17 protein-coding genes and 3 tRNA genes are annotated in these 20,265 nt (G+C 71.0%); 11 read left to right on the forward strand and 9 right to left on the reverse strand.

All coding sequences use genetic code 11. The annotated features are described in order from the left end of the window. Nucleotides 1-51: 51 nt before the first annotated feature. Nucleotides 52-137, forward strand: a tRNA-Ser gene (locus ABIE38_RS09290). A 13-nt stretch (nt 138-150) separates the two neighbouring features. Here the strand turns inward: ABIE38_RS09290 and ABIE38_RS09295 are convergent. Then, complete coding sequence (locus ABIE38_RS09295; RefSeq protein WP_354055640.1) at nt 151-615, reverse strand: SRPBCC domain-containing protein; 465 nt, start codon at nt 613-615, stop codon at nt 151-153. A gap of 16 nt (nt 616-631) precedes the next feature. On the opposite strand from ABIE38_RS09295, the gene ABIE38_RS09300 reads away from it, so the two are divergent. From ABIE38_RS09300 to ABIE38_RS09310, 3 genes are all read left to right on the forward strand, one after another. After that, nucleotides 632-967 (forward strand): ArsR/SmtB family transcription factor, encoded by a 336-nt coding sequence (locus ABIE38_RS09300; protein ID WP_502914755.1) that lies wholly within the window; start codon nt 632-634, stop codon nt 965-967. 144 nt (nt 968-1,111) lie between these two features. Continuing rightward, complete coding sequence (locus tag ABIE38_RS09305; RefSeq protein WP_354055644.1) at nt 1,112-2,383, forward strand: lipase family protein; 1,272 nt, start codon at nt 1,112-1,114, stop codon at nt 2,381-2,383. A gap of 2 nt (nt 2,384-2,385) precedes the next feature. Continuing rightward, nucleotides 2,386-3,621 carry an alpha/beta hydrolase family protein gene (locus ABIE38_RS09310; RefSeq protein WP_354055646.1) on the forward strand — a complete coding sequence of 412 codons (1,236 nt, stop codon included), beginning with the start codon at nt 2,386-2,388 and terminating at the stop codon, nt 3,619-3,621. Between the two features lie 62 nt (nt 3,622-3,683). Here the strand turns inward: ABIE38_RS09310 and ABIE38_RS09315 are convergent, their stop codons facing one another. From ABIE38_RS09315 to ABIE38_RS09325, 3 genes are all read right to left on the reverse strand, one after another. Continuing rightward, nucleotides 3,684-4,598, reverse strand: coding sequence for an alpha/beta hydrolase family protein (locus ABIE38_RS09315; protein WP_354055647.1), 915 nt, complete (start codon nt 4,596-4,598; stop codon nt 3,684-3,686). 230 nt (nt 4,599-4,828) lie between these two features. Continuing rightward, complete coding sequence (locus ABIE38_RS09320) at nt 4,829-6,625, reverse strand: bifunctional metallophosphatase/5'-nucleotidase (protein WP_354055648.1); 1,797 nt, start codon at nt 6,623-6,625, stop codon at nt 4,829-4,831. A 129-nt stretch (nt 6,626-6,754) separates the two neighbouring features. Further along, complete coding sequence (locus ABIE38_RS09325; protein WP_354055649.1) at nt 6,755-7,813, reverse strand: pyridoxal phosphate-dependent aminotransferase; 1,059 nt, start codon at nt 7,811-7,813, stop codon at nt 6,755-6,757. A 105-nt stretch (nt 7,814-7,918) separates the two neighbouring features. Here ABIE38_RS09325 and ABIE38_RS09330 point away from each other — a divergent pair. Next, nucleotides 7,919-8,010, forward strand: a tRNA-Ser gene (locus tag ABIE38_RS09330). 48 nt (nt 8,011-8,058) lie between these two features. Beyond that, a tRNA-Arg gene (locus tag ABIE38_RS09335) sits at nt 8,059-8,131 on the forward strand. 71 nt (nt 8,132-8,202) lie between these two features. Here the strand turns inward: ABIE38_RS09335 and ABIE38_RS09340 are convergent. Continuing rightward, nucleotides 8,203-9,192, reverse strand: a complete 990-nt coding sequence (locus tag ABIE38_RS09340; RefSeq protein ID WP_354055650.1) for an HAAS signaling domain-containing protein — start codon at nt 9,190-9,192, stop codon at nt 8,203-8,205. After that, on the reverse strand, nt 9,192-9,536 hold the full coding sequence (locus ABIE38_RS09345; protein WP_354055651.1) for a PadR family transcriptional regulator: 345 nt from the start codon (nt 9,534-9,536) through the stop codon (nt 9,192-9,194). Before ABIE38_RS09345 ends, ABIE38_RS09340 begins: the two co-directional genes overlap by 1 nt. A 203-nt stretch (nt 9,537-9,739) precedes the next feature. Here ABIE38_RS09345 and ABIE38_RS09350 point away from each other — a divergent pair, with 203 nt between their 5' ends. Next, complete coding sequence (locus tag ABIE38_RS09350) at nt 9,740-10,660, forward strand: DMT family transporter (protein ID WP_354055652.1); 921 nt, start codon at nt 9,740-9,742, stop codon at nt 10,658-10,660. A gap of 53 nt (nt 10,661-10,713) precedes the next feature. After that, entirely contained in the window at nt 10,714-12,666 is a 1,953-nt protein-coding gene (locus tag ABIE38_RS09355; RefSeq protein WP_354055654.1) for a DUF2339 domain-containing protein, read from the forward strand. Here the strand turns inward: ABIE38_RS09355 and ABIE38_RS09360 are convergent. Then, nucleotides 12,621-13,076, reverse strand: a complete 456-nt coding sequence (locus ABIE38_RS09360) for a hypothetical protein (protein ID WP_354055655.1) — start codon at nt 13,074-13,076, stop codon at nt 12,621-12,623. The genes ABIE38_RS09355 and ABIE38_RS09360 overlap by 46 nt on opposite strands. A 183-nt stretch (nt 13,077-13,259) precedes the next feature. On the opposite strand from ABIE38_RS09360, the gene ABIE38_RS09365 reads away from it, so the two are divergent. Further along, nucleotides 13,260-15,704, forward strand: coding sequence for a glycoside hydrolase family 65 protein (locus ABIE38_RS09365; RefSeq protein ID WP_354055657.1), 2,445 nt, complete (start codon nt 13,260-13,262; stop codon nt 15,702-15,704). A gap of 28 nt (nt 15,705-15,732) precedes the next feature. On the opposite strand, the gene ABIE38_RS09370 is transcribed toward ABIE38_RS09365, so the two are convergent. After that, the gene (locus ABIE38_RS09370) at nt 15,733-16,323 is read right to left on the reverse strand and encodes a PGPGW domain-containing protein (RefSeq protein WP_354055658.1); all 591 of its coding nucleotides are present in this window, start codon (nt 16,321-16,323) and stop codon (nt 15,733-15,735) included. Between the two features lie 45 nt (nt 16,324-16,368). After that, nucleotides 16,369-16,998 carry a hypothetical protein gene (locus ABIE38_RS09375; RefSeq protein ID WP_354055660.1) on the reverse strand — a complete coding sequence of 210 codons (630 nt, stop codon included), beginning with the start codon at nt 16,996-16,998 and terminating at the stop codon, nt 16,369-16,371. 232 nt (nt 16,999-17,230) lie between these two features. Here ABIE38_RS09375 and ABIE38_RS09380 point away from each other — a divergent pair, with 232 nt between their 5' ends. Continuing rightward, nucleotides 17,231-18,778, forward strand: a complete 1,548-nt coding sequence (locus ABIE38_RS09380; protein WP_354055662.1) for an alkaline phosphatase PhoX — start codon at nt 17,231-17,233, stop codon at nt 18,776-18,778. A 121-nt stretch (nt 18,779-18,899) separates the two neighbouring features. Continuing rightward, nucleotides 18,900-20,213 carry a cytochrome P450 gene (locus ABIE38_RS09385; protein ID WP_354055663.1) on the forward strand — a complete coding sequence of 438 codons (1,314 nt, stop codon included), beginning with the start codon at nt 18,900-18,902 and terminating at the stop codon, nt 20,211-20,213. Nucleotides 20,214-20,265 lie beyond the last annotated feature (52 nt).

The following is a 20,265-nucleotide window of genomic DNA, read 5'->3' on the forward strand; positions in this document are numbered from 1 at the left end:
CGCGTGTTCCACGTGGAACCACGCACTCGAGCGTGTCGCGGCCGACGACGGGGAAGTGTGGCAGAGCGGCCGAATGCACTCGCCTTGAAAGCGAGCGTGCCTCAACAGCACCGGGGGTTCAAATCCCTCCACTTCCGCCCCTGGGTGGGTTCAGGAGTAGAAGCCCTCCCGCAGGTTGATGCCGTGCTCGACCCACGCCTTCAGGGCGGTGAGCATCATCGTCCACCCTGCGCAGTTGCCGAAGGCGTTCTCCGCGCCGCCGGGCGTCACGCGCCAGGCCCTCTCGGTGATCGTGACCAGCGTTCGTGCACCGTCGTCGATCGGTTCGAACTCGAAGACCGTGGTGGTGTCGTGTTCGGTGGCGTCGACTCCCTCCCACCTGATGACCAGGCGCCGGGGCGGGTCCGCCTCGACCACCGTCACCGGGAAGCGACCCGGGAAGTCGGCGAAGTCCCACGACACCTGTGTGCCCGGTTCGAGTCGGCCGCGCGCGCCTCCGGTCGCGAAGTAGCGGGACAACTGCTCGGGGTCGGCCACGGCCTCGTAGACGGCGTCGACGGGCCGCGCCACGCGCCCCGAGACGGTGAAGGTCAGTTCTTTCAGCTCTCCAGACATGTTGTATATTTACAACATGTCTGTCGGTGAGCGCAAGGGTCCGGGCGATGACGACGCCGTGTTCAAGGCCCTCGCCGCCCCGATCCGGCGTCGCATGCTGGACGCGCTCAAGGACTCACCGCGCACGACCGGCGAGCTCTGTGCCCTGTTCGCCGAGAGCGACCGCACCACGGTGCTGCAGCACCTGCGCGTGCTCGAGCGGGCCGACCTGGTGACGGGGCGCAAGGTGGGTCGCGAACGCCACCTGTCACTCGCGCCGCTGCCGATCAAGCGGATCCACGACCGGTGGATCGGTGAGTACGCCCGCGCGGCGGTCGATCTGCTCGACCGACTCGACGAACCAGGCGAATAATGACCTGTTTACACACAGCGGTCACTGCTGGGATGATCTGAGAGGTCATCGTGGTGAGCGCGAGGGTCCGTCCACCGCCGTCGAACGGCGACCCGGCTCGCACATCATCATCCTTAGAGCGCGACGAACCGCCTGGAGTGCGACATGGTCGGCACGAGCACCGCCATCCGTCAGACGCGTGGGGGTGTCGCGTGCGCCCTCACCCTCCTGTTCCTGTTCTGTGCCGGTCTCGGCGCCGGTGCGGGATCGGCCGGAGCCCAGTCCGCGGCCCCGCCACCAGTGCCCCTCCCGTCCGCCGACCCGTTCTACACCCCCGACGGACCGATCGCCGATCTCGCGCCGGGAACGGTGATCGAGAGCAGGACGATGACCTACGGCTCGCTCGAGTTCGCCACACCACTCACCAGCACCCAGGTGCTGTACCGGACCACCGACCAGGCGGGCGCCCCGAGCGCCACGGTCGCGACGATCCTCAGACCCCTGGTCCCGGGGCCGCCGAGGGTGATCTCCTACCACATGGCCTACGACGCCCTCGGCGCTCAGTGCGACCCCTCGTACACCCTGACCGGGAACGGAACGCCCGGTCAGGCGGGCATCGCCGAGCAGGGCGTGATCGCCGGGTACCTCGCGGCCGGGTTCACCGTGGTCGTCCCCGACTACGAGGGGCCCGACCTGGAGTGGACGATCGGGCGCCAGTCCGCGCACGCCGCCCTGGACGGCGTCCGCGCCACCATCGCCCACCTCGGACTGCCCGCCGCGACCCCGGTCGGACTGGCCGGATACTCCGGCGGGTCCGTCCCCACCCAGTGGGGTGCCGAGATGGCGCCGACCTACGCCCCGGAACTCAACATCGTCGGCGCGGCCGCCGGAGGGCTCCCGGTGAACGTCGCACACAACCTCCCCTACGTGAGCGGGAGCACCACGTGGGCCGGGGTCATCCCCGCACTGGTCGTCTCCTACCAGCGCGCCTACGGCATCGACACCGACAGCTTCCTCTCCGACTACGGACGCCAGCTCGTCGAGACGGTCAGCTCGGAGTGCATCAACGCCTTCGCCGCCGACTACCCCGGACTCACCGACGCCCAGATGGTCCGCGCCCCGTACACCTCCCTGCTGGACATCCCGGCGGTGGTGAGCGCGATCGGGGACAACGTCATGGGCTCCACCGGCACACCGCGGGTCCCGATGCTGCTCGCCGTGGGCAACGTCGACGGGATCGGGGACTCGGTCATGGTGACCGCGGACGTCGCCGGCCTGGCGTACGAGTACTGCACCCGCGGCGTCGCCGTCACCTATGCGCAGTACGACGGCCTCGGGCACTCCGAGGCCTTCGTGCCCTTCCAGGTGCAGACAGCCCAGTTCCTCACCGACCGGTTCGCCGGCGTCGCCCCCACCTCCAACTGTCAGGGGACCTGACCATGTCGACCTTCTTCTCCGCCCGCCCCCACCGCGCACTGAGCAAGGGCTTCTACAAGGACCCCGACTTCGACTACGAGGTGCGGTGTCTTCTCGGCGCCGTCGCCTACGGCGCCGCCGAGGCCGGCGAGATCCTGGCGACCGTCGACGACGTCGGCGACGGCGATCACGACCACTGGTTCCGGGCCTGGCACGACCTCGGGAGCAGGGTCCACGCCGCGGCGGACCGCGAGGCGGCGGCAGGGCGGACGGTGACCGCGTCGGCGGCCTACCTGCGCGCGGCCACCTACCTCGCGGTCGCGGTGAACGCGGCGAGCGGCCTGCAGTCCGAGGACGAGCTGACGTCCACCTTCCGCCTGCAGCGATCGAGCTGGGAGCGCTTCGTCGACACCACCGACCGGATCGTCGAGCGCGTGACGATCCCCTGGGAGCAGGACCCGATGCCCGGGTGGTTCCTCCGGCCGTCCACCGATCCGGAACCCCGTCGGACGCTGGTCATGGTCAACGGCAGCGACGGTGCGACCAGCGGGCTCTGGCACAACGGCGCGGCCGGCGCGCTCGCTCGCGGATACAACGTGCTGCTGTTCGACGGGCCGGGGCAGCAGTCGATGCTGTTCGAGCGCGGGATCGGTTTCCGCCCGGACTGGGAGTCGGTTCTCGCCCCCGTCGTCGACCTCCTCCTGGGTCGCTCGGACGTCGACCCCGGGAGGCTCGCCGTCTACGGGATCAGTCAGGGCGGGTACTGGGTGTCGCGGGCTCTGGCCTACGAACACCGCTTCGCCGCCGCGGTCGCCGACCCCGGTGTCGTGGACGTGGCGGCGTCGTGGACCACACACATCCCGTCCAACCTGATGTCGCTGTTCCGGGCGGGCAAGAAGGAGGCGTTCGACCGCGACATGTCCCTGGGGATGAAGTTCTCCGCCTCGACCGCGCGGACGTGGGCCTTCCGCGCCCGACCGTACGGGGAGACCGGGTACTTCGACACCCTTGCCGCGGTCCACCGCTATGCGCTGACCACCGACGAGATGGCGGCCATCACCACCCCGCTGCTCGTGACCGATCCCGAGGACGAGCAGTTCTGGCCCGGCCAGTCCGAGCGACTCGCCGCCGGCGCGGGCGGCCCCACCGAACTGGCGCGGTTCACCGCCGCCGAGGGCGCCAACTTCCACTGTCAGCCGTTGGCCAGACAGCTCACCGACGCGAGGATGTTCGGTTGGCTCGACTCGGTCCTGGCCTGACCGCCTGACCGCCTGACCGCCTGACCGCCCGACCACCGGGTCCGCCGCCCGCGAGAACGCGGTCAGGCGGTCGTCTCGTGCAGTTCCGCCGCCGACACGTGGCGGATGATCTCGAGCACCCGGGGGTAGGCGCGGGAGTCCCCGGACACCAGCGAGACGTGGTCCTCGTCGTTGAACATGACCAGCTTGGCCTTCCCGCCGGCCCGGGTGACCGCGTCCACGTAGCGCTGGGAGTTCTCGGGCGCCACGGTCACGTCGCGGGCCCCGTGCATCGCGACCACCGGTGTGCCGGGGTCGATGTTCTGGATGGGGTCCACCTTCGCGTACCGCCCCGGGACCTCCGCCGGGGTGCCACCGATCGCCGTGACGATCCTGTCGTCGCCGTGGGTGGCCGCGTAAACCATGTCCAGGGGACCGGCGATCGAGACCACCCGCGTCGGGCGGAACGCCGGCTTCGCGCCGACCTCGTCGTCGTCGAGCAGGTGTCGGGTGCCGCCCCACACGGCGAGTTGGGCTCCCGCGCTGTGTCCCACCACCAGTTCGTCGTCGGTGGTGATCTGCGGGAACCTCTTGTCCACCTCGACCACGTGGTCCAGTGCGCTCGCGACGTCGTGGAAGGTGGTCGGCCATCCACCGCCGGAGCCCACCCGCCGGTATTCGATGTTGTAGACGGCCATCCCGCGGCTGGCGAGTTTGCGGGCGAGCGGATCGAAGGAGTCGGCCCCGATCTGGTCCTGCCACGCCCCGCCGTGGATGAGGACCGCCAGGGGGATCGAGTCGACCCGCTGTTCCCCGGCGGGCAGGTAGAGATCAGCCCAGTTCTGGTCCGGATCGGGGGAGCCGTGCGTGGGGTACTCGAACCGCTGGACGGTCACCTCGTCGAGCCTCGCCGGGGCGCCCGGATCGGTCACCACCACCGGCGCCGCGCCGGTGGACACACATCCGGAGCCCAGCGCCAGGACGGTGGTCAGGCCCATGCTGATCCGCGCGGCTCTCCTCGGGCGGGAACAACGACGTCGCTGTGGCATGGGCACCAGTTTTCTCAGGATGAGTACAGGTCGAAGGCGGACCGGCTCGTGCTGGACGCGTCGGCCGATCGCGCCGATCCGGTGGGGGGCCCGGATCGGGTGATGAAATCGATCTTAGAATGCGCGACGCGAAAATACTAAGAAGCACCCGGAGTGGGAGGTGGTCCCCACCGGGTCGGCTACCGGACGACCCGGACCCGTCCCGGCTCAGGGGCGCTCAGCGGGCCCTCGTCCTCCACGTACCGGAGCAGGGCGTCGATGTCCGTGAGTCCGGCCTCGCGGCGATCCCCGCGCTCGGCGAGGGGCGAGCCGTTGAACTCCGGGGAGGCGAGGAACTCGTTGACCACGACGGTGTACTCGCGGGCCGGATCGACTGGTTGGTCGTCGACCCGGAGTTCGGTGACCCTGGCGCCGACCGGTCGACGTGCATCCACGGTGTAACTCACGTTCGACGAGACCGCCGGCCCGTTGTCGCCGATGTCGTCGGCGAAGTGGTCGAACGCCGCCTGGAGCTCCCGGCCGGTCACGGTCACCAGGTAGAGGCGGTCGCCGTAGGGCTGCACGGTGTGCAGGGTCGCGTAGTTCAGGGGGCCCTGCGGCAGGTCCGTGCGTAGCGAGTCCGGGTTGGACAGAGCGAGCTGCGCACCCCGGCCCCGGGTGGCGTGGAGCTGGCAGTCGGCGATGACGTCCGCCAGGGGGGACTCCCCGTTGGCGTCCATCCGCCGGGGGATCGTCTCGGTGGCGGCGCCCAGGGGCGTGCGGGCCGCCGGGGCGGCGGCGGCTCCGGCCTGGCGCACGAGTTCCTCGGTGCCGGGATCGGGTTCGATGTCGAGGTTCACCGTCTGGTTGAACGCCGAGGTCTGGGGACGGATCACGTCGCCGGTGGCGGGGTCGACCGCGAGGTCGACGACGGTGACCGACCGGCCGTGGGACGCGGGCGCCACCACCACCCGCTCGTCGTTCTCCGCGTCCCGCACCCGGCAGGTCGCGGGACCGCCCGAGGCGCCGACGATCAGCGCGTCGACGGCGGGGTCCAGGCGTTTGACCAGGTCCAGGTCGGTGAGTTCGTCGGGGCAGGCGCCGGGGTCGAGGTTGCCGTGCACGGTGGTGGACTGCACCAGGCCCACGATCGCCTCCACGCCGAGGAACTGCAGCGCCTCGACGGTCTCGTTGACCGCCTTGACGGGGTCGGCGAGCCGGGTCGTGGTCTCCGGGGCGCTGTCGGAGGGCAGCGTGACGGCCACGACCCCCACGCGGACGTCGCCGATGCGGTGGATCGCGAAGGGGAAGGTGGGAGCCGCGTCGGGGGAGGGGACGACGTTGGAGGCCAGGAACGGGAAGGCCGCGCCGCGGAACGGTGGCAGGGGCGGGTCCACCCGGCAGTCCTGCTCGGTGCGGCACCCCGGACGGACCAGGGAGCGGACGTGGTCGGCACCCTTCTCCAGCTCGCGCCTCCCGACTCCGGCGCCGTCCACGCCGAGACGGTTGAAGAACTCGATGGTCGGCCGGTCGCCCAGCAGCGCCGCCTCCGGAGCGGTCCCACCGATGGAGTCTCCGGTGGCCAGGAGCATCGCGTCACCTGCCTGGTCGCGCAGCTTGCCCACGGTGGCGGCCAGGTGGGCCCCCCCGCCCGCCGGCCGTACGTTTCCCGAGCCGTCCCGGAGTTGGCCCTGGAACCCCACCGGCCGGGTCAGCGCACCGGAGAACTCGCCGATGCCGAGGATGCGCACCGACTGGGCCTCCTCCGAAGGCGTCCAGGGTCGGCCGGACTCGCCGGTGCGGGCACCGGCGAGCGGGGCGGCGGCGAGGGTGAGGACCAGGGCGCCGATGGCCACGATCACCAGCGTGGCGAGCGCGGTCCGGCGGAGCGAGGGGGAGCCCGGTCCGAGAAGGTCTGCCGATGGACGTGAGCCGGACCATACGCGGGTGCCGACCAGCGAGTAGTTCATGTCGTCCCATGAACTCTGCTGTCTCATCCGGCTCCTTCGATGTCCTTCGGTGTCGATACGTCGCGGGCACGCGTGATCACGAGCGGGAGTACCGCTCTGCGCACGCGAACCCCGCCCACTGTGCCGGTGTGAGGTCACGGGAGCCCGCCGGAACAGTCACGTTCCGGTCACAAAAGCGCGTGCGGCATCGATCAGGCGGTCGTTCTCCGCCGCGTCGCCGATCGTCACCCTCACCCCGTGGCCGGCGAAACACCTGGTGACGACGAGGTGGTCGCGGCAGTGCGAGTCGAATGCGGCCGCGGTGTCACCGAGCGGCAGCCACACGAAGTTGGCCTGGCTCTCCGGCACGGCGTGACCGAGATCGATCAGCGCGTCCCGGACCCTCGTTCGTTCGGCCACCACCGCGTCCGTGCGGGCGCGGAGTTCGTCGCCCGCGTCGAGGCAGGCGATCCCGGCGGCCTGGGCGAGCGAGCTCACCGAGAACGGGACGACCATCTTCCCCACCGACACCACGAGGTCCGCCGGCCCGGTCAGGTAGCCCACGCGCAGCCCGGCCAGGCCGTACGCCTTGGAGAACGTGCGCAGAGCCACGACGTTGGGCCTGGCCATGGACTCGGCCACACCGTCGACCGGGTTCTCGGACCGGACGTACTCGTAGTACGCCTCGTCCAGCGCCACCGTGACCCGCTCGGGGACCCGGTCGAGGAACGCGGTGAGCTCGGCGTGGGAGACCGCCGGCCCGGTGGGGTTGTTGGGGGTGCACACGAAGATCAGCCGGGTCCGGTCGGTCACGGCGTCGGCGATCGCGTCGAGGTCCAGGGTGCCGTCGGTCCGGTTCGGGACCGCGACCGGGACGGCGTGCGCGATACGCGCGATGATGGGGTACGCCTCGAACGATCTCCAGCCGAAGAGGACCTCGTCGCCCGGCGCGCACACCGCCTGGACGAGTTGCTGGCACAGGGCCACCGATCCGCAGCCCGCGGTGACGTTCCGTGCCGGGATGTCCAGGAACTCCGACAGTCGCGACACCAGCGCACCGGCGGTGATGTCCGGGTAGCGGTTCGCCCCGGCCGCGGCCTCCGCGATGGCCGCCGCCACGCTCGGCAACGGGCCCGCGGTGGTCTCGTTCGAGGCGAGTTTGACCGCACCCGGGACGGTGGCGCCGGGGACGTATGTGGGGATGGCGTCGAGGTCGCTGCGCACGTCGGGGGACATGCGTACAGAGTAGGACCACCGGATGACGGCGGGGTGTCCGGCCGTTTTGCGCACCGCGCCGACCGGTGTGTACTGTTATCCCTCGTTGGCTCAGCAGAGCCTCCAGGAGGCGTGCCAGAGCGGCCGAATGGGACTCACTGCTAATGAGTTGTCCTCCTTAAAGGGGACCGGAGGTTCAAATCCTCTCGCCTCCGCCATGCCGGAGCACCGGGTGACCGGTTGAACTGGCACGACAGATGAATAATGCGCCCGTAGCTCAATGGATAGAGCACTTGACTACGGATCAAGAGGTTAGGGGTTCGAGTCCCTTCGGGCGCACAGCAGCGGTACCGGCAACGCCCTCGTCCACGCGGACGGGGGCGTTCGTCGTTCGTCCCCCCGCCGACGACTCACCGGGCCGCGGTCGTGTCCCGCCGATGCGCCCGGAGGGTCTCGACCTGGTCCCAGATCACGATCACCCAGACGGTGGCGATGACACTCCATCGGATCGCCGCGGCCGGCAGGTCGTCCCCGCCGGCCGAGACGAGGTCGGGGTGGATCACCGAATCCTGGCTCAGGACCAGGGCCGTGAGGAAGGCGCCGAACGCGACGTCGGAGACCACCTCGACAGCCAGTCGCCGCCGGGAGGCCCCCGGGCGGGCCAGGCGCCGGATCTGTACCAGTGCCAGCACCCCGATCAGGGCCAGGTAGCCCGCGAGCCAGACGGTGGGGATGTCCGGATTCACCACCGGTTCGCCGCCGTTGAGGTGGCCGATGTAGAGGAACGTCGACGGCACGAAGGGCACGGCGGCCAACACCGCGAGGAGGTTCAACGAGACGATCGCGTCGATGCGGGTGTCCGGCCGGGCCCGCGGATGGTCGAGTTCCGACGGGTCCCAGGTGGCCGACGTGGTGAGGGGGTTGCGGTCGCCCTCGGGCGTGGCCCGCTCGACGATCACCACGATCAGCGTCCAGGCCGCGAACGCCCACAGCAGGGCGGACACCACCCCGCTGACGACCTCACCGATGAGGCCACCCAACTCGGCCTGTGGGGCCGTCACCACGTAGACGATCGCGCTCGTGAGTGCCGCCAGGGCGCCGACGATCGGCAGGAGCCAGCGCACGACACGCAGCCACGCCGGGTAGACCTCGGGGCCGATGAGGTAGTGCCGTGTGCCCGAGTAGCGGCGCGCCAGCGCGGCGGGGTCACCGAGCCGGCCGAGCACGGCGCGCTCGATCGAGTCGGGGTCGGGCGGTGCGTCGCCGTCGCCGGGCCGGTCGAGCTCGGCCGCGACCATGTCGTCGATGGTCGCGGAGATCTCGGCGGAGATGTCGTCGCTCGCGCTGCCCGGCAGCCGCCGGACCACCTCGGCGATGTAGCGATCGGTCAGGGTGGACATCACGTCTCCGCCTTTCGCAGATCGGTGTAGGCGGCGCCCAGTGCCCGCCATTCGGAGTGGAGCACGTCGGCGGTCTCGGCACCGAGCGCGGTGGTCTCGTAGTACTTGCGGGGTCGGGGTTCCTCGGTCCGCCAGGTGGAGGTGAGCAGCCCCTGCCCCTCCAGGCGACGCAGCAGTGGGTAGAGGGTGTTGGCCTCGGTCGAGATCCCGGCCTCGGCCAACGTGGTGAGCAGGGCGTACCCGTATCGCGGTCGGCTGCAGGCCAGCAGGCTCGCCAGGACCACCGAGCCGCGCCGGAGTTCCTGCAGGTGGGTCCCCAACACCGCGTCCACGCCGTCGCTCATGCCTCACACGGTACTGTGCGGCACACAGTATGTGAAGGGGGGTCCGCAGGGACACCCGGCTCGAGACCGGAACGGTGATCGTCGACCTGGAGGGCGACCGCCCGCCGCTGCCCCCGCCGTCGCGGCCGAGGTCGTGTGCCGGGGCCGGGGGTGGGGCCGACGGTACGACGACGACGAGACGGGCCGCTTCGTAGGCTGTGCCGATGTCCCAGCCCGCTCGAGATGCGCTCCGCCGCAATGCCGGCCATCTGGCGTCGGTGGCACTGGTGATCATGTGGAGTTCGGGCTACGTCGGCGCGGAGCTCGGGACCCGGACCGGTGGGACCTCGCTGCAGCTGCTCGGCTGGCGGTTCTCGATCCTCGGGGTCCTGCTGCTCTCGGTCTGCCTGGTGCTCGGTGTGCGGTTGACCGACCGGCGGGCGTGGGCGCGGCAGGCGGTGCTGGGTCTGTTCAGTCAGGCCGTGTTCCTGTTCATGATCTTCGAGGGTGTCGCCCGCGGCGTCGACGGCGGGACGGCGGCGCTGATCGCTGCGCTGCAGCCACTGCTCGTGGCGACGGTCGCGGGCAGGTTCCTCGGGGAACGGACCACACCGGTCATGTGGATCGGCATGCTGCTCGGGATGGCGGGCGTCGTGGTGGTGGTCTCGGGCGGCCTGGGCGCCGGCAGCGCCCCGTGGTGGGCCTACCTGTTCCCGGTGGCCGGGATGCTGAGCCTGGCCACGGGGACGGTCCTCACCCAGCGCCTCAGGCCCACGGAGACCCTGCTCCAGTCCATCACCATGCAGTCGGTCGTCGCGGCGGTGGCACTGGTCGCCGCGATGCTGCTGGCCGGGCAGGGCGCGGTGCCCGCCGAGCCCGAGTTCTGGGTGGCGGTGGCCTGGCTGGTGTTCCTGTCCACGCTCTGCGGGTACGTCCTCTACGTGTTCGTCACCCGAACCCGGGGCGCCACGGTCGCCAGCGTCCTGCTCTATCTGACCCCGCCGACCACCATGGTCTGGGTGTGGCTGATGTTCGGGGTGCCGATCACTCTTCTCGCGGTGGTCGGTATGGCGGTCAGCGCGGTCGGCGTGATCCTGGTGCTGCGGTCCCGGGCCGCGGCGCAGGCGGAGCGCGAACGGCGGTAGGGCCCGGCAGGGAGCCTGTGGACGGGGGGACCCGGACGGGAGACTATTCAGGGGTGAACCCGGAACAGCCCGACCACGTCCAGCGCACACTCGCCGACCTCGACGCGAGGCTCGGGCGGATCACCGCCGAGGTGGCGGAGGTCCGGAGCGGACTGGCGGCGCTCGGTCGGCAGGCGCGGCCCGTGCAACCGGACCAGCCCGTCCAACCCCTGCAGCCGCCCCACCCCGCCCCGGGGGCGCCTCGCCCCGGCCCCCGACCCGCCTACGCGCAGCCTCCCGGCCCCGGGCGGGACTCGGTGTGGCGAGCAGGGGCCCCGCAGACCGGTGGTCCCGCGCTCGGCGGGTACCGCCCTGCCGGTCCGGTGGACGGGCCCCACCCGCAGCCGGGCCCCGCCCCTGCAGGGCCCGGGTGGCAGCGGCGCACCGCGCAGGCCCGCCCGCGCCGGGCGCCACGGTTCACCGCGGCCACGGTGATCGCCGCGATCGGCGGCTCCGTGATGCTGGCCGGGATCGCGTTCCTCCTGGTGGTCGCCATCCAGGCAGGGCTCTTCCCGCCGATCGCCCGGGTCGTCGCCGCGGCGGTGCTGGCGCTGGTGCTGGTCGGGCTGGGGTTGTGGTTGCAGTCCCGCCACGAGGCCACGCCCGAGCGCCCGATCAACCCCGGCGCGTTGGCCCTGGTCGGCACCGGTCTGGCGGCGGCCATGCTGGACGTGATCGCATGCACGACCCTCTATCAGTGGATCCCTGTGCCGGCGGCGTACATGTTCGTCGGCGGGTTGGCGCTCGCGGGTATGGCCCTGGCGCAACGATGGTCCTCGGGACTGCTCGCCTGCCTGGTCTCGGCCGGCACGATGGTGCTGGCCCCGTTCATCTCCACGGGCGTCGAGCTCCCCGTCTTCCTCGTGATCCTGGCCATCGCGACCGCCGTACTCGGCGCCGAACTCGGGATCGCGGTCAGGGTGGTGTGGTCGGTGTTCCCGGCACCGGTCCTCGCGGGCTACCTCACGCAGACGCATCTCCACGACCGGGGCGAACAGATCGCGCTGATCGTGGCGGCCCTGGTCTTCGCCGCGGTGGGCGTCGGGGTGGCCTGGGTCGACTCCGTGCGCCGCCGCCCGGCCCCGGAGAACGCGGCCCTCGTCGTTGTCCCCACCGCCGTCCCCCTCCTGCTCCTCTCCGGACTCGTCCTCCTGCGGCCGGGCTGGCCGGTCGGGGTGGTCCTGGCCGCCGCCTACCTCACCGTCGCCGTGCTCGCCGGACGCCGAGCCCACGAGTCGGGACCGGTGCTGCTGTCCGCCGTCTCGGGGGTCGTGGGCAGTGCGCTGCTGTTCGGCGCCTGGGTGGAACTGGGCGGACGGGAGATGACGAGCCTCGCACTCACCCTCAGCGCCACCGGGTACCTCGTGGCCGCGGGCCTGTGGGGTCGCCGCTGGGTGGACTGGGTGGCCGGCATCGGCGCCGCCATCGCACTGATCGTGTACCTGGTCGTCAACGAGCCGTTCCTCGCGCTCGACGAGCGTCTGGCGGTCCGCGAGCTGACCTACTGGGACGTGGTGGCGGCGTTCGCGGTCACGGTGCTCGCCGTCGCCGCGACGTGGTGGGCCTCCCGGCGGGTGCCCCGCCAGGCGTCCAGGGTGGTGATGGCGGGTGCCGTGGTGGCGCTGCTGGCCTTCTCGGTGATGGTCGTGGCGGCCGGAGTGGTGATCGGTGACCTGGCGGGCGCGGCGCGCAACGGCTTCCTCGTGGCCCACCTGGTGGTCACCGTGCTGTGGATCAGCTGCGCGGCCTGGTTGGTCCTCACGCCGAGGCCCCGGCTCTCGGACGCCCGCAGGATCGGCTTCGTCCTGGGGTCGCTCGCCCTCGCCAAGTTGCTGTTCCTCGACCTGGCCACGCTGCCCGGTCTGTTCCGTGTGCTGTCCTTCATCGCGGTGGGCGCGGTGATGTTGGCCGTGGCCGTCCGCTACCGCAGGGACACCGAGCCGTCCGGGAGCGGATCCCCCACGTAGACGCGGAAGGCGCGCGGTTCGGCGCCGGACATCAGGACCTCGACCTCGGGGTGGTCGACCTCGTCCGGATCGTCCGAGGGCAGGCTCCAGACCACTTCGCCGGAGTCGGTGAGTTCTCTGAGCGCGAGGCGCGTGGCGCGCACCCACGTCACGTGCCTGAGTGCCGGCTCATCACGGAGCTCGTCTTCGGCCATGCCCTCCCGGAGGTCGACCATGAGACGTTCCCCGTCGGGAGCCTCGTACGCGGTGCACACGTGGTCGACGAGGACGGACAGTGGCCACGACGGACCGGAGCCGAGCAGATCGACGATGATCATGCGCGCATCGCCGACCTGGCAGGCCGTCGGTGTGGTGAGGACGTGGAGCCTGTCGGCGACGTCCTCCGTGATCTCGATGAACTGAACGGTCATGATGAACCCCTGTTCCGGCGCGACGGTCGACGGCGGACCGCGAGGCGCGGCCCGGGCCGACGTCGACTGTGACGTAGATCATACAATACGTCGGTGGCCGACGAGTCTCGGCCAGATGACGATCCCGGAAACAAGCACGTGGGATCCCGTCGGAACCGCAGGTCAGTGGATAGGCTCGACCGCGTGACCACTCTGCAGACCGGGCCCTCAGACGACACCACGGCTGGGCAGTCCGACGCCTTCACGCTGTCCTATTCCGGGTTTGATCCCGGCGAGGAGGGGCTGCGCGAGACGCTCACCTCGACGGGCAACGGGTACCTCTGCACGCGGGGCGCGGCCGAATGGGAGGACGCCGACGGTGTCCACTACCCCGGGACGTACGTCCACGGCCTGTACAACCGCGCGACCACCATGCTCGGCGGCGTCCCGGTACACAACGAGGACCTGGTCAACCTGCCCAACTGGCTGCCGCTCAAGCTCCGGATCGGCGGCGCGGAGGTGCTCCGGCTCGCAGAAGTGGAGATTCTCGACTACAGGCACGAACTCGACCTGCGGTCGGCCACGCTCACCCGGCGGCTGCGGTTCCGGGACAGGGAGGGTCGCGAGACCGAGTTGGTCAGTCGGCGGTTCGTCTCGATGGCCTCGATGCACCACGCCTACCTCGAGTGGACGATCACCCCGCTCAACTGGTCGGGAGAGGCCGAGGTGGTCACCGCGCTCGACGGTCGGGTCACCAACGACGGCGTGCCCCGCTACCGCCAGCTCGAGAGCGACCACCTGCGCCCGGGGAGCACGCTCTTCCCGGAGCCCGAGGTCATCGCCATCAAGGCCCACACGCGGCAGTCCGAGGTGGTCGTCAGCCTGGCCGCCCGGACCCTCGTCCACACGGACGGGGAGAGGATCGACGTACCGCGGGCGGATTTCCGGACCTCCGACTACATCCAGCAGACACTGCGTCTGGACCTCGAGCGCGGGGTCGCGGTGACGGTCGAGAAGTCGGTGTCGCTGTTCACCTCGCGCGACCCCGCCACCGGGAACACCATGACGCGCGCGCACCGGTCGGTGATCCGTGCCCGGCCCTTCGACGCCGCCTACGCGCACCACTGCGAGGCATGGGGCCGGTTGTGGCAGGCGTGTGACATGCGGGTGTTCGGCGACGACGAGGCGCAGCACCTGCTGCGGGTCCACATCAGCCACATCCTGCAGACCTGCTCTCACCACACCGCGGACCTGGATGCGGGGGTGCCCGCCCGCGGGATCAACGGGGAGGCCTATCGCGGCCACATCTTCTGGGACGAGCTGTTCGTCTTCCCCTTCCTCACCTTCCGGACCCCCGATGTCACCCGGGGACTGTTGATGTACCGCTACCGCCGCCTGTCGGAGGCGCGGGCGGCGGCCGACGCCGCCGGCTACGAGGGCTTCATGTTCCCGTGGCAGAGCGGGTCACTGGGAACCGAGGAGACCCAGGAGGTCCACCTCAACCCGATGTCCGGTCGCTGGGACGAGGATCTGTCGCACAATCAGCGCCACGTGAGTGCGGCCATCTTCTACAACGTCTGGCAGTACGTCACGCTCACCGAGGACACGATGTTCCTCGAGTACCGGGGGGCGGAGATGATGCTCGGCATCGCCCGCTTCTGGTCGTCGATCGCCCACTACTCGCCGGAGCGGGACCGCTACGAGATCCACGGCGTGATGGGGCCGGACGAGTACCACGAGAAGTACCCCGGGGCGTCGGAGGCGGGTCTGCGGAACAACGCCTACACCAACGTCTTCGTGGCCTGGATCTGCGACATCGCCGCGAGCCTGCTCGACCTTCTGCCCGAACCCCGGGCGGACGAGGTGCGCGCCCGGCTCGAACTGCGTGACGAGGAGGTCACGCGGTGGAAGGACATGAGCCGGAAGATGTTCGTCCCGTTCCACGACGGGGTGATCAGCCAGTTCGAGGGGTATGAGGACCTCGTGGAGTTGGACTGGGACTCCTACCGCGCCCAGTACGGCGACATCCAGCGATTGGACCGGATCCTCAAGGCCGAGGGGGACACCCCCGACCGGTACAAGCTCGCGAAGCAGGCCGACGCGGTGATGCTGTTCTTCCTCTTCAGCGACTCCGAACTCAGGCGCATCGTCGGACGGCTCGGTTACGACTTCCCGGCCGACGCCGCCAGGCGCACCATCGAGTACTACGACCGTCGGACCTCGCATGGATCGACCCTGTCCTACATCACCCACGCCGGCGTGCTGGCGCGCTTCGATCCGGACGCCTCCTGGGAGCGGTTCAAGGTGGCGTTGGCGAGCGACGTCAACGACATCCAGGGCGGCACCACCCGCGAGGGGATCCACATGGGGGTGATGTCCGGGACGGTCGATCTGGTCCAGCGGTTCTACGCGGGCATGCGGGTCAGTGGCGGGATGCTGCGCCTCGACCCCAACCTGCCCAGCGGCATCGACGGTGTGTCCTTCGACATGACCTACCTGCGTTCCCCGCTGACGGTGACGGTGATGAGGGACCGGGTCACGGTCCAGCACCGCGACGGGGTGATCGACGCGATCCCCGTCAAGGTCCGGGTGGGTCGGGAGGAACGGATGGTCGCGGTGGGCGGGGAGGAGACGTTCAGCCTGACGTGACGCCCGGTCAGTCCGACGTGACGCCCGATCAGTCCGACGCGACGCCCGGCCCGGAGGGGGACGCGGCCGGGTACGGCCTCCGGTCCGGCGTGAGGTCGTGCCTCGCGCGGCGCCGTTCCTCTCTCTCCCGGTGGCGGGCGGCGTGGCGTTCCCTCTCGCGTTCGGTCTCCACCTCGTGGTCGTACGGGTTCCCCCGGAAGCGACGGATCGAGTAGGCGATCAGAATCAGGCCGATGAGGCCGGAGGCGATCAGGCTCCCGCCGGTGCCCCATCCGCCGATGAACCACCAGTCGGGGTCGAAGGGCCACCACCGTGGCGCCGGGGGGTGCTCGCCCCAGTAGATCCCGAGTCCGACCAGCCACGCCACGCCGAGCACCGACGCGGTGATCCTCGGCCAGGTCTGCACCCCTCGGGACGCGCCCTCGAGGGCCATGCGTTTGACGGGGTCGACCCGCTTCTCGAACCACTCGTATTGCTGGGAGAGCACCACCATGCCCGCGAACAGGGTGAGCAGCCCGGGGCCGGGCAGGAACAGGGCGGCGATTCCCAGCACGACCAGCGTCCACCCGAGTGTCTCGAGTGCGAGGCGCTTGGCCGCGACGTAACCGAGTCTTCTCACCAGACCATGGTGGCAGAGATCGGCCGGGACGGTACCGCGGCGAGGTCAGGCCGGGACCGGGGAACCGAAGGCCCGTGCCGCTGTGACGCCCGCCTCGAGGTCGACCTCGGGCCAGCCGTCGGGGGAGTGCAGGACGGCCGCCAGATCCCGGGCGGACAACCGCGCCCCGGCCGACAGGAGTGCGTCGACCGCGCCGGTCGACGGGGCGTCGAGGAGGGTCTCGTCGGCCAAGTCGTCGACGATGTCCCGGACGGCCGCGGCGGTCACCGGGTAGATCTCCGGGTCGAAGCCGTCGTCGGTCGGCTGGTCCAGCCGCCACCAGGTGGCGCCGTCCCAGCCGTACAGGAAGCCCAGGTAGAGGCCCTTGGACCGGGCGTGCTCGACCCCGCGTCTCCACCATCCTGGGGCGTCGCCGACGAGGTCCGTCCCGGCCTCTCCGGCGCGCCCGCTGCCCTCGGTGAGGGAGAACTCGTGGTGCCAGCCGGCGAGGAGCGCGCGCCCCTCGCCGGGCCGGACGAGGGCCATCCACATCCCGTCCGCGCCCGCCCAGTGCAGGGCCGAGGGGGTGGGCGGCGAGTGCTCCAGGCCCACCGCGGCGCGCACGGCGGCGTCCACGGCGAGGAGGGCGGCGATGTCGTCGGGCGTCGAGTCCAGGTCCACCGGGAGCAGGGCCATGCCGGTCACACTAGGCCAATTCCAGGACGCGGTCGATGGCCCGTCGGTGAACACTCGGCGAGTCCGGGATGGCCTGTCGGGACGGTGTCGCGGACCCTCGGACGCCCGTACCGGGTCTGCGCCGCGCGTTCATGTGCGCGACACCTGAACAGCGCGTTCCCGTTTCCCCCGGATCCTAGTGTCCAAGCTCGCGCGTCGGAACGGCCGGCCGCGGGGAGAGGACACCGGAACCATGGGAGAAATCAACATCGATCGTCGGCGATTCCTCGCCGGCGCGGCCGCCGTCGGCGCGGGGGTGTACGTTACCGGCAACCTCACCGGGACCTTCACCGGCTCCGGCGCCACCGCGAGCGCGACGGGCGTCGGCACCGAGGGGTACGGGGACCTTGTGCCGGACCCGAACGGCCTGCTCGATCTGCCGGAGGGCTTCACGTACTCGGTCGTCACCCACGCGGGCGAGCACTCGATGGAGGGCGGCGCGGCGTCCCCGTCCGATCCCGACGCCGCCGGGTACTTCCCGGCCTCCGGCCCCCTCGGTTCCCTCACGGGAGCACTCGGTTCGCTCGGTGACCTGGTAGGTGCGGGGGGTGGCTTCCTCATCCTCAACCACGAGATCGGCGGTAGCGAGCCGCATGTCGTGCCGGTGACCGAGGGCATCACCTTCGACGATCAGGCGGGTGGAGGGTGCACGGTGATCGCCGTCGACTCCCGGGGTGGTCGCAGGTCGCAGTACGTAGGCCTGGCCGGCACGGTGAACAACTGCGCGGGCGGCGTCACCCCGTGGGGCACGTGGCTCACCTGCGAGGAGACCGAACTCCGCGCCGGCGGCAGATCGCTCGCTGGAAAGACCGCGTCGGTGGACCACGGCTGGGTCTTCGAGGTCTCGCCGGACCCGGCGCTCAACCGTGCCCAGGCCACGGTGCCGCTCAGGTTCCTCGGTCGCTTCGCCCACGAGGCGGTCGCGGTGCACCCCACCACCGGCGTCATCTACCTCACCGAGGACGCCGGCAGTCCCAACGGCCACGTGTACCGCTGGACCCCGCCGGCGGGCTTCCGCCCCGGCACCGGCTCGCTCGCGGAGCTCGCCCGCTCCGAGGGCGGGGACACGGCCGGAACCTTCGAGATGATGCGGTGCGTCTCGGGCGGCGCGCACGTACCGGACCTGTCGGTGGCCACCACGGTCGGCACGACCTACCAGGTCGAGTGGGTCGTCGTCCCGGGCCGCGATCGGCTCGCCGAGACCACCTCGATCCGCAAGCAGTCCTACGCCGAGCGCGGAACCCGCTCCCGCAAGCTCGAGGGCGCATGGTGGAAGGAGGGCGCGTACGTGGTGGCCTCGTTCGCCCGGATGGGCGACGGTTCGGCGGCCGAGCACGACGGACAGGTCTGGCGTATCGCGCCGGACGGTGCCTCCATCACGCTGTACTCGATCTTCGGCCGGAACCCGGACCCGTCCGTCGAGCTCGCGGACGGCGGGGGCTTCGACGGTCCGGACAACATCACGGTCTCGCCCCACGGTGGCATCGTGATCTCCGAGGACGGTTCCGGGATCCAGCACGTCGTGGGCGTCGACGAGCGTGGCCGGGCGTACCCCATCGCACGCAACCGCGTGAGCAACTCGGAGTTCGCCGGCCCGGTGTTCAACGAGGACGGTTCGGTGATGTTCGTGTCGATCCAGGGCGACGGTTACACCTTCGCGGTGACCGGCCCCTGGGCGCGTCTGGCCGGTGGTGCCGGGGCCGGCACCGGTTCGCTCGGCAGCGCGGGTCTGGGAGCCTGAGACCCTTCGCCCGGCAGGACGTGTCCGCGCCGCCACCCCCGCAGCCGGGGAGGTGGCGGCGCGGGGCGGCGCGTTCGCCGGTCCGGCTGCGGCGACACCTGACGACTCCTACGGTGTCACCATGAACAGTGTGACCACAGACGACGGCGTTCCCTCCGGCCCACGGCTACCCGGCCTGGTGCAGGCCCTGCTCACACTCTCGGCTCCCGCGGTCGTCTTCCCGGCGGCCGCCAGAAGGTACGGGGTCCCGTTCAAGCTCGACCTGATGCCCAGGGGCCGGACGGTGGTCGCCGTCGCCGATCCCGCGGACGTCAAGGACGTCTTCGCCGGTTCGCCGTCGGTCTTCCACGCGGGCAAGGGCAACGAACTGCTGCGTCCGCTGCTGGGGGAGCACTCTCTCCTCCTCCAGGACGGCGACGAGCACGCGCGCGCCCGCCGGCTCCTCGCGCCGGCGTTCGGGCGCCGCGAGATCGAGGGGTACCGCTCACTGGTCGAGGAGGTCACGACCGAGCAGTTGGACCGCTGGCCGCGATCGGGCCGGGTCCGTGCGCACATCCTGTTCAACGAGCTCACCCTCGAGGTGATCCTGCGCGTGGTCTTCGGGGTGACGGACTCGGCACGTCTCGACCGGATCAGGCCGATCGTGGCGCGGGCGGTGGACGCCGGGCCGGTGGTGATGATCGGAATGGGCATCATGCCGCTGCGCCGCTTCCGGCCGTGGAGCCGGCAGGTCCGGGACCTCGCGACGATCCACGCGTTCCTGGGCGAGGAGATCGAGGCGACCCGCCGTGACCCGGCGCTGTCCGAGCGGCGGGATCTGTTGGCACTGCTGGTGCGGGCGTCCGCCCAGGACGCGCAGGGGTTGTCCGATCAGGAGCTGCGCGACCAGCTGATGACCCTGGTGGCCGCCGGACACGAGACCACGGCCACCGCCATGGCGTGGTCGGTGCTCGAGCTGGCCCGGCACCCCGGGATCCAGGACCGCTGTGTGTCCGAGATCGCCGCCGGCGGCACGGAGTACCTCGACGCCGTGCTCAAGGAGTCCCTGAGACTGCACCCCGTGGTCCCGATGGTGATGCGGGAGCTGCAGGAGCCCGCCACCGTCGGCGGCCGCACCTACCCGCGGGGGATGACCATCTCGCCGTCGATCATCCTGGCCCACCGGGCGCCGGCCGCCTACCCCGGGCCCAAGGAGTTCGATCCCGGCCGGTTCCTCGGCGACGTCCCGACCCCCACCACCTGGTTGCCCTTCGGCGGCGGCGCCCGCCGGTGCATCGGTGCGTCCTTCGCCATGATGGAGGGCGAGGTGATCCTCCGGCAGGTGTTGGAGCGGTATCAGCTCGGCCGCGTGGGCAGTGGCCACGAGTGGCCCAGGGCGCGGAACGTCACGCTGTATCCCTGGCGACGCGCGCGGGTGGAGCTGCGACCGAGGTGACACCGGGTCGCCGCGACGGGCCGATGATGTGCGTTTCGGTGGAGATTTTCCT

It is taken from the genome of Dietzia sp. 2505, from assembly GCF_040546785.1.
GTDB lineage: Bacteria > Actinomycetota > Actinomycetes > Mycobacteriales > Mycobacteriaceae > Dietzia.

Coding starts and splice junctions, on each gene's coding strand:
- ABIE38_RS09345 (WP_354055651.1), bottom strand. CDS start 9,536: ATGAGCGACGGCGTGGACGCGGTGTTGGGGACCCACCTGCAGGAACTC.
- ABIE38_RS09350 (WP_354055652.1), top strand. CDS start 9,740: ATGTCCCAGCCCGCTCGAGATGCGCTCCGCCGCAATGCCGGCCATCTG.
- ABIE38_RS09380 (WP_354055662.1), top strand. CDS start 17,231: ATGGGAGAAATCAACATCGATCGTCGGCGATTCCTCGCCGGCGCGGCC.
- ABIE38_RS09300 (WP_502914755.1), top strand. CDS start 632: ATGTCTGTCGGTGAGCGCAAGGGTCCGGGCGATGACGACGCCGTGTTC.
- ABIE38_RS09320 (WP_354055648.1), bottom strand. CDS start 6,625: ATGAGACAGCAGAGTTCATGGGACGACATGAACTACTCGCTGGTCGGC.
- ABIE38_RS09310 (WP_354055646.1), top strand. CDS start 2,386: ATGTCGACCTTCTTCTCCGCCCGCCCCCACCGCGCACTGAGCAAGGGC.
- ABIE38_RS09340 (WP_354055650.1), bottom strand. CDS start 9,192: ATGTCCACCCTGACCGATCGCTACATCGCCGAGGTGGTCCGGCGGCTG.
- ABIE38_RS09295 (WP_354055640.1), bottom strand. CDS start 615: ATGTCTGGAGAGCTGAAAGAACTGACCTTCACCGTCTCGGGGCGCGTG.
- ABIE38_RS09315 (WP_354055647.1), bottom strand. CDS start 4,598: ATGGGCCTGACCACCGTCCTGGCGCTGGGCTCCGGATGTGTGTCCACC.
- ABIE38_RS09360 (WP_354055655.1), bottom strand. CDS start 13,076: ATGACCGTTCAGTTCATCGAGATCACGGAGGACGTCGCCGACAGGCTC.
- ABIE38_RS09375 (WP_354055660.1), bottom strand. CDS start 16,998: ATGGCCCTGCTCCCGGTGGACCTGGACTCGACGCCCGACGACATCGCC.
- ABIE38_RS09305 (WP_354055644.1), top strand. CDS start 1,112: ATGGTCGGCACGAGCACCGCCATCCGTCAGACGCGTGGGGGTGTCGCG.
- ABIE38_RS09385 (WP_354055663.1), top strand. CDS start 18,900: ATGAACAGTGTGACCACAGACGACGGCGTTCCCTCCGGCCCACGGCTA.
- ABIE38_RS09325 (WP_354055649.1), bottom strand. CDS start 7,813: ATGTCCCCCGACGTGCGCAGCGACCTCGACGCCATCCCCACATACGTC.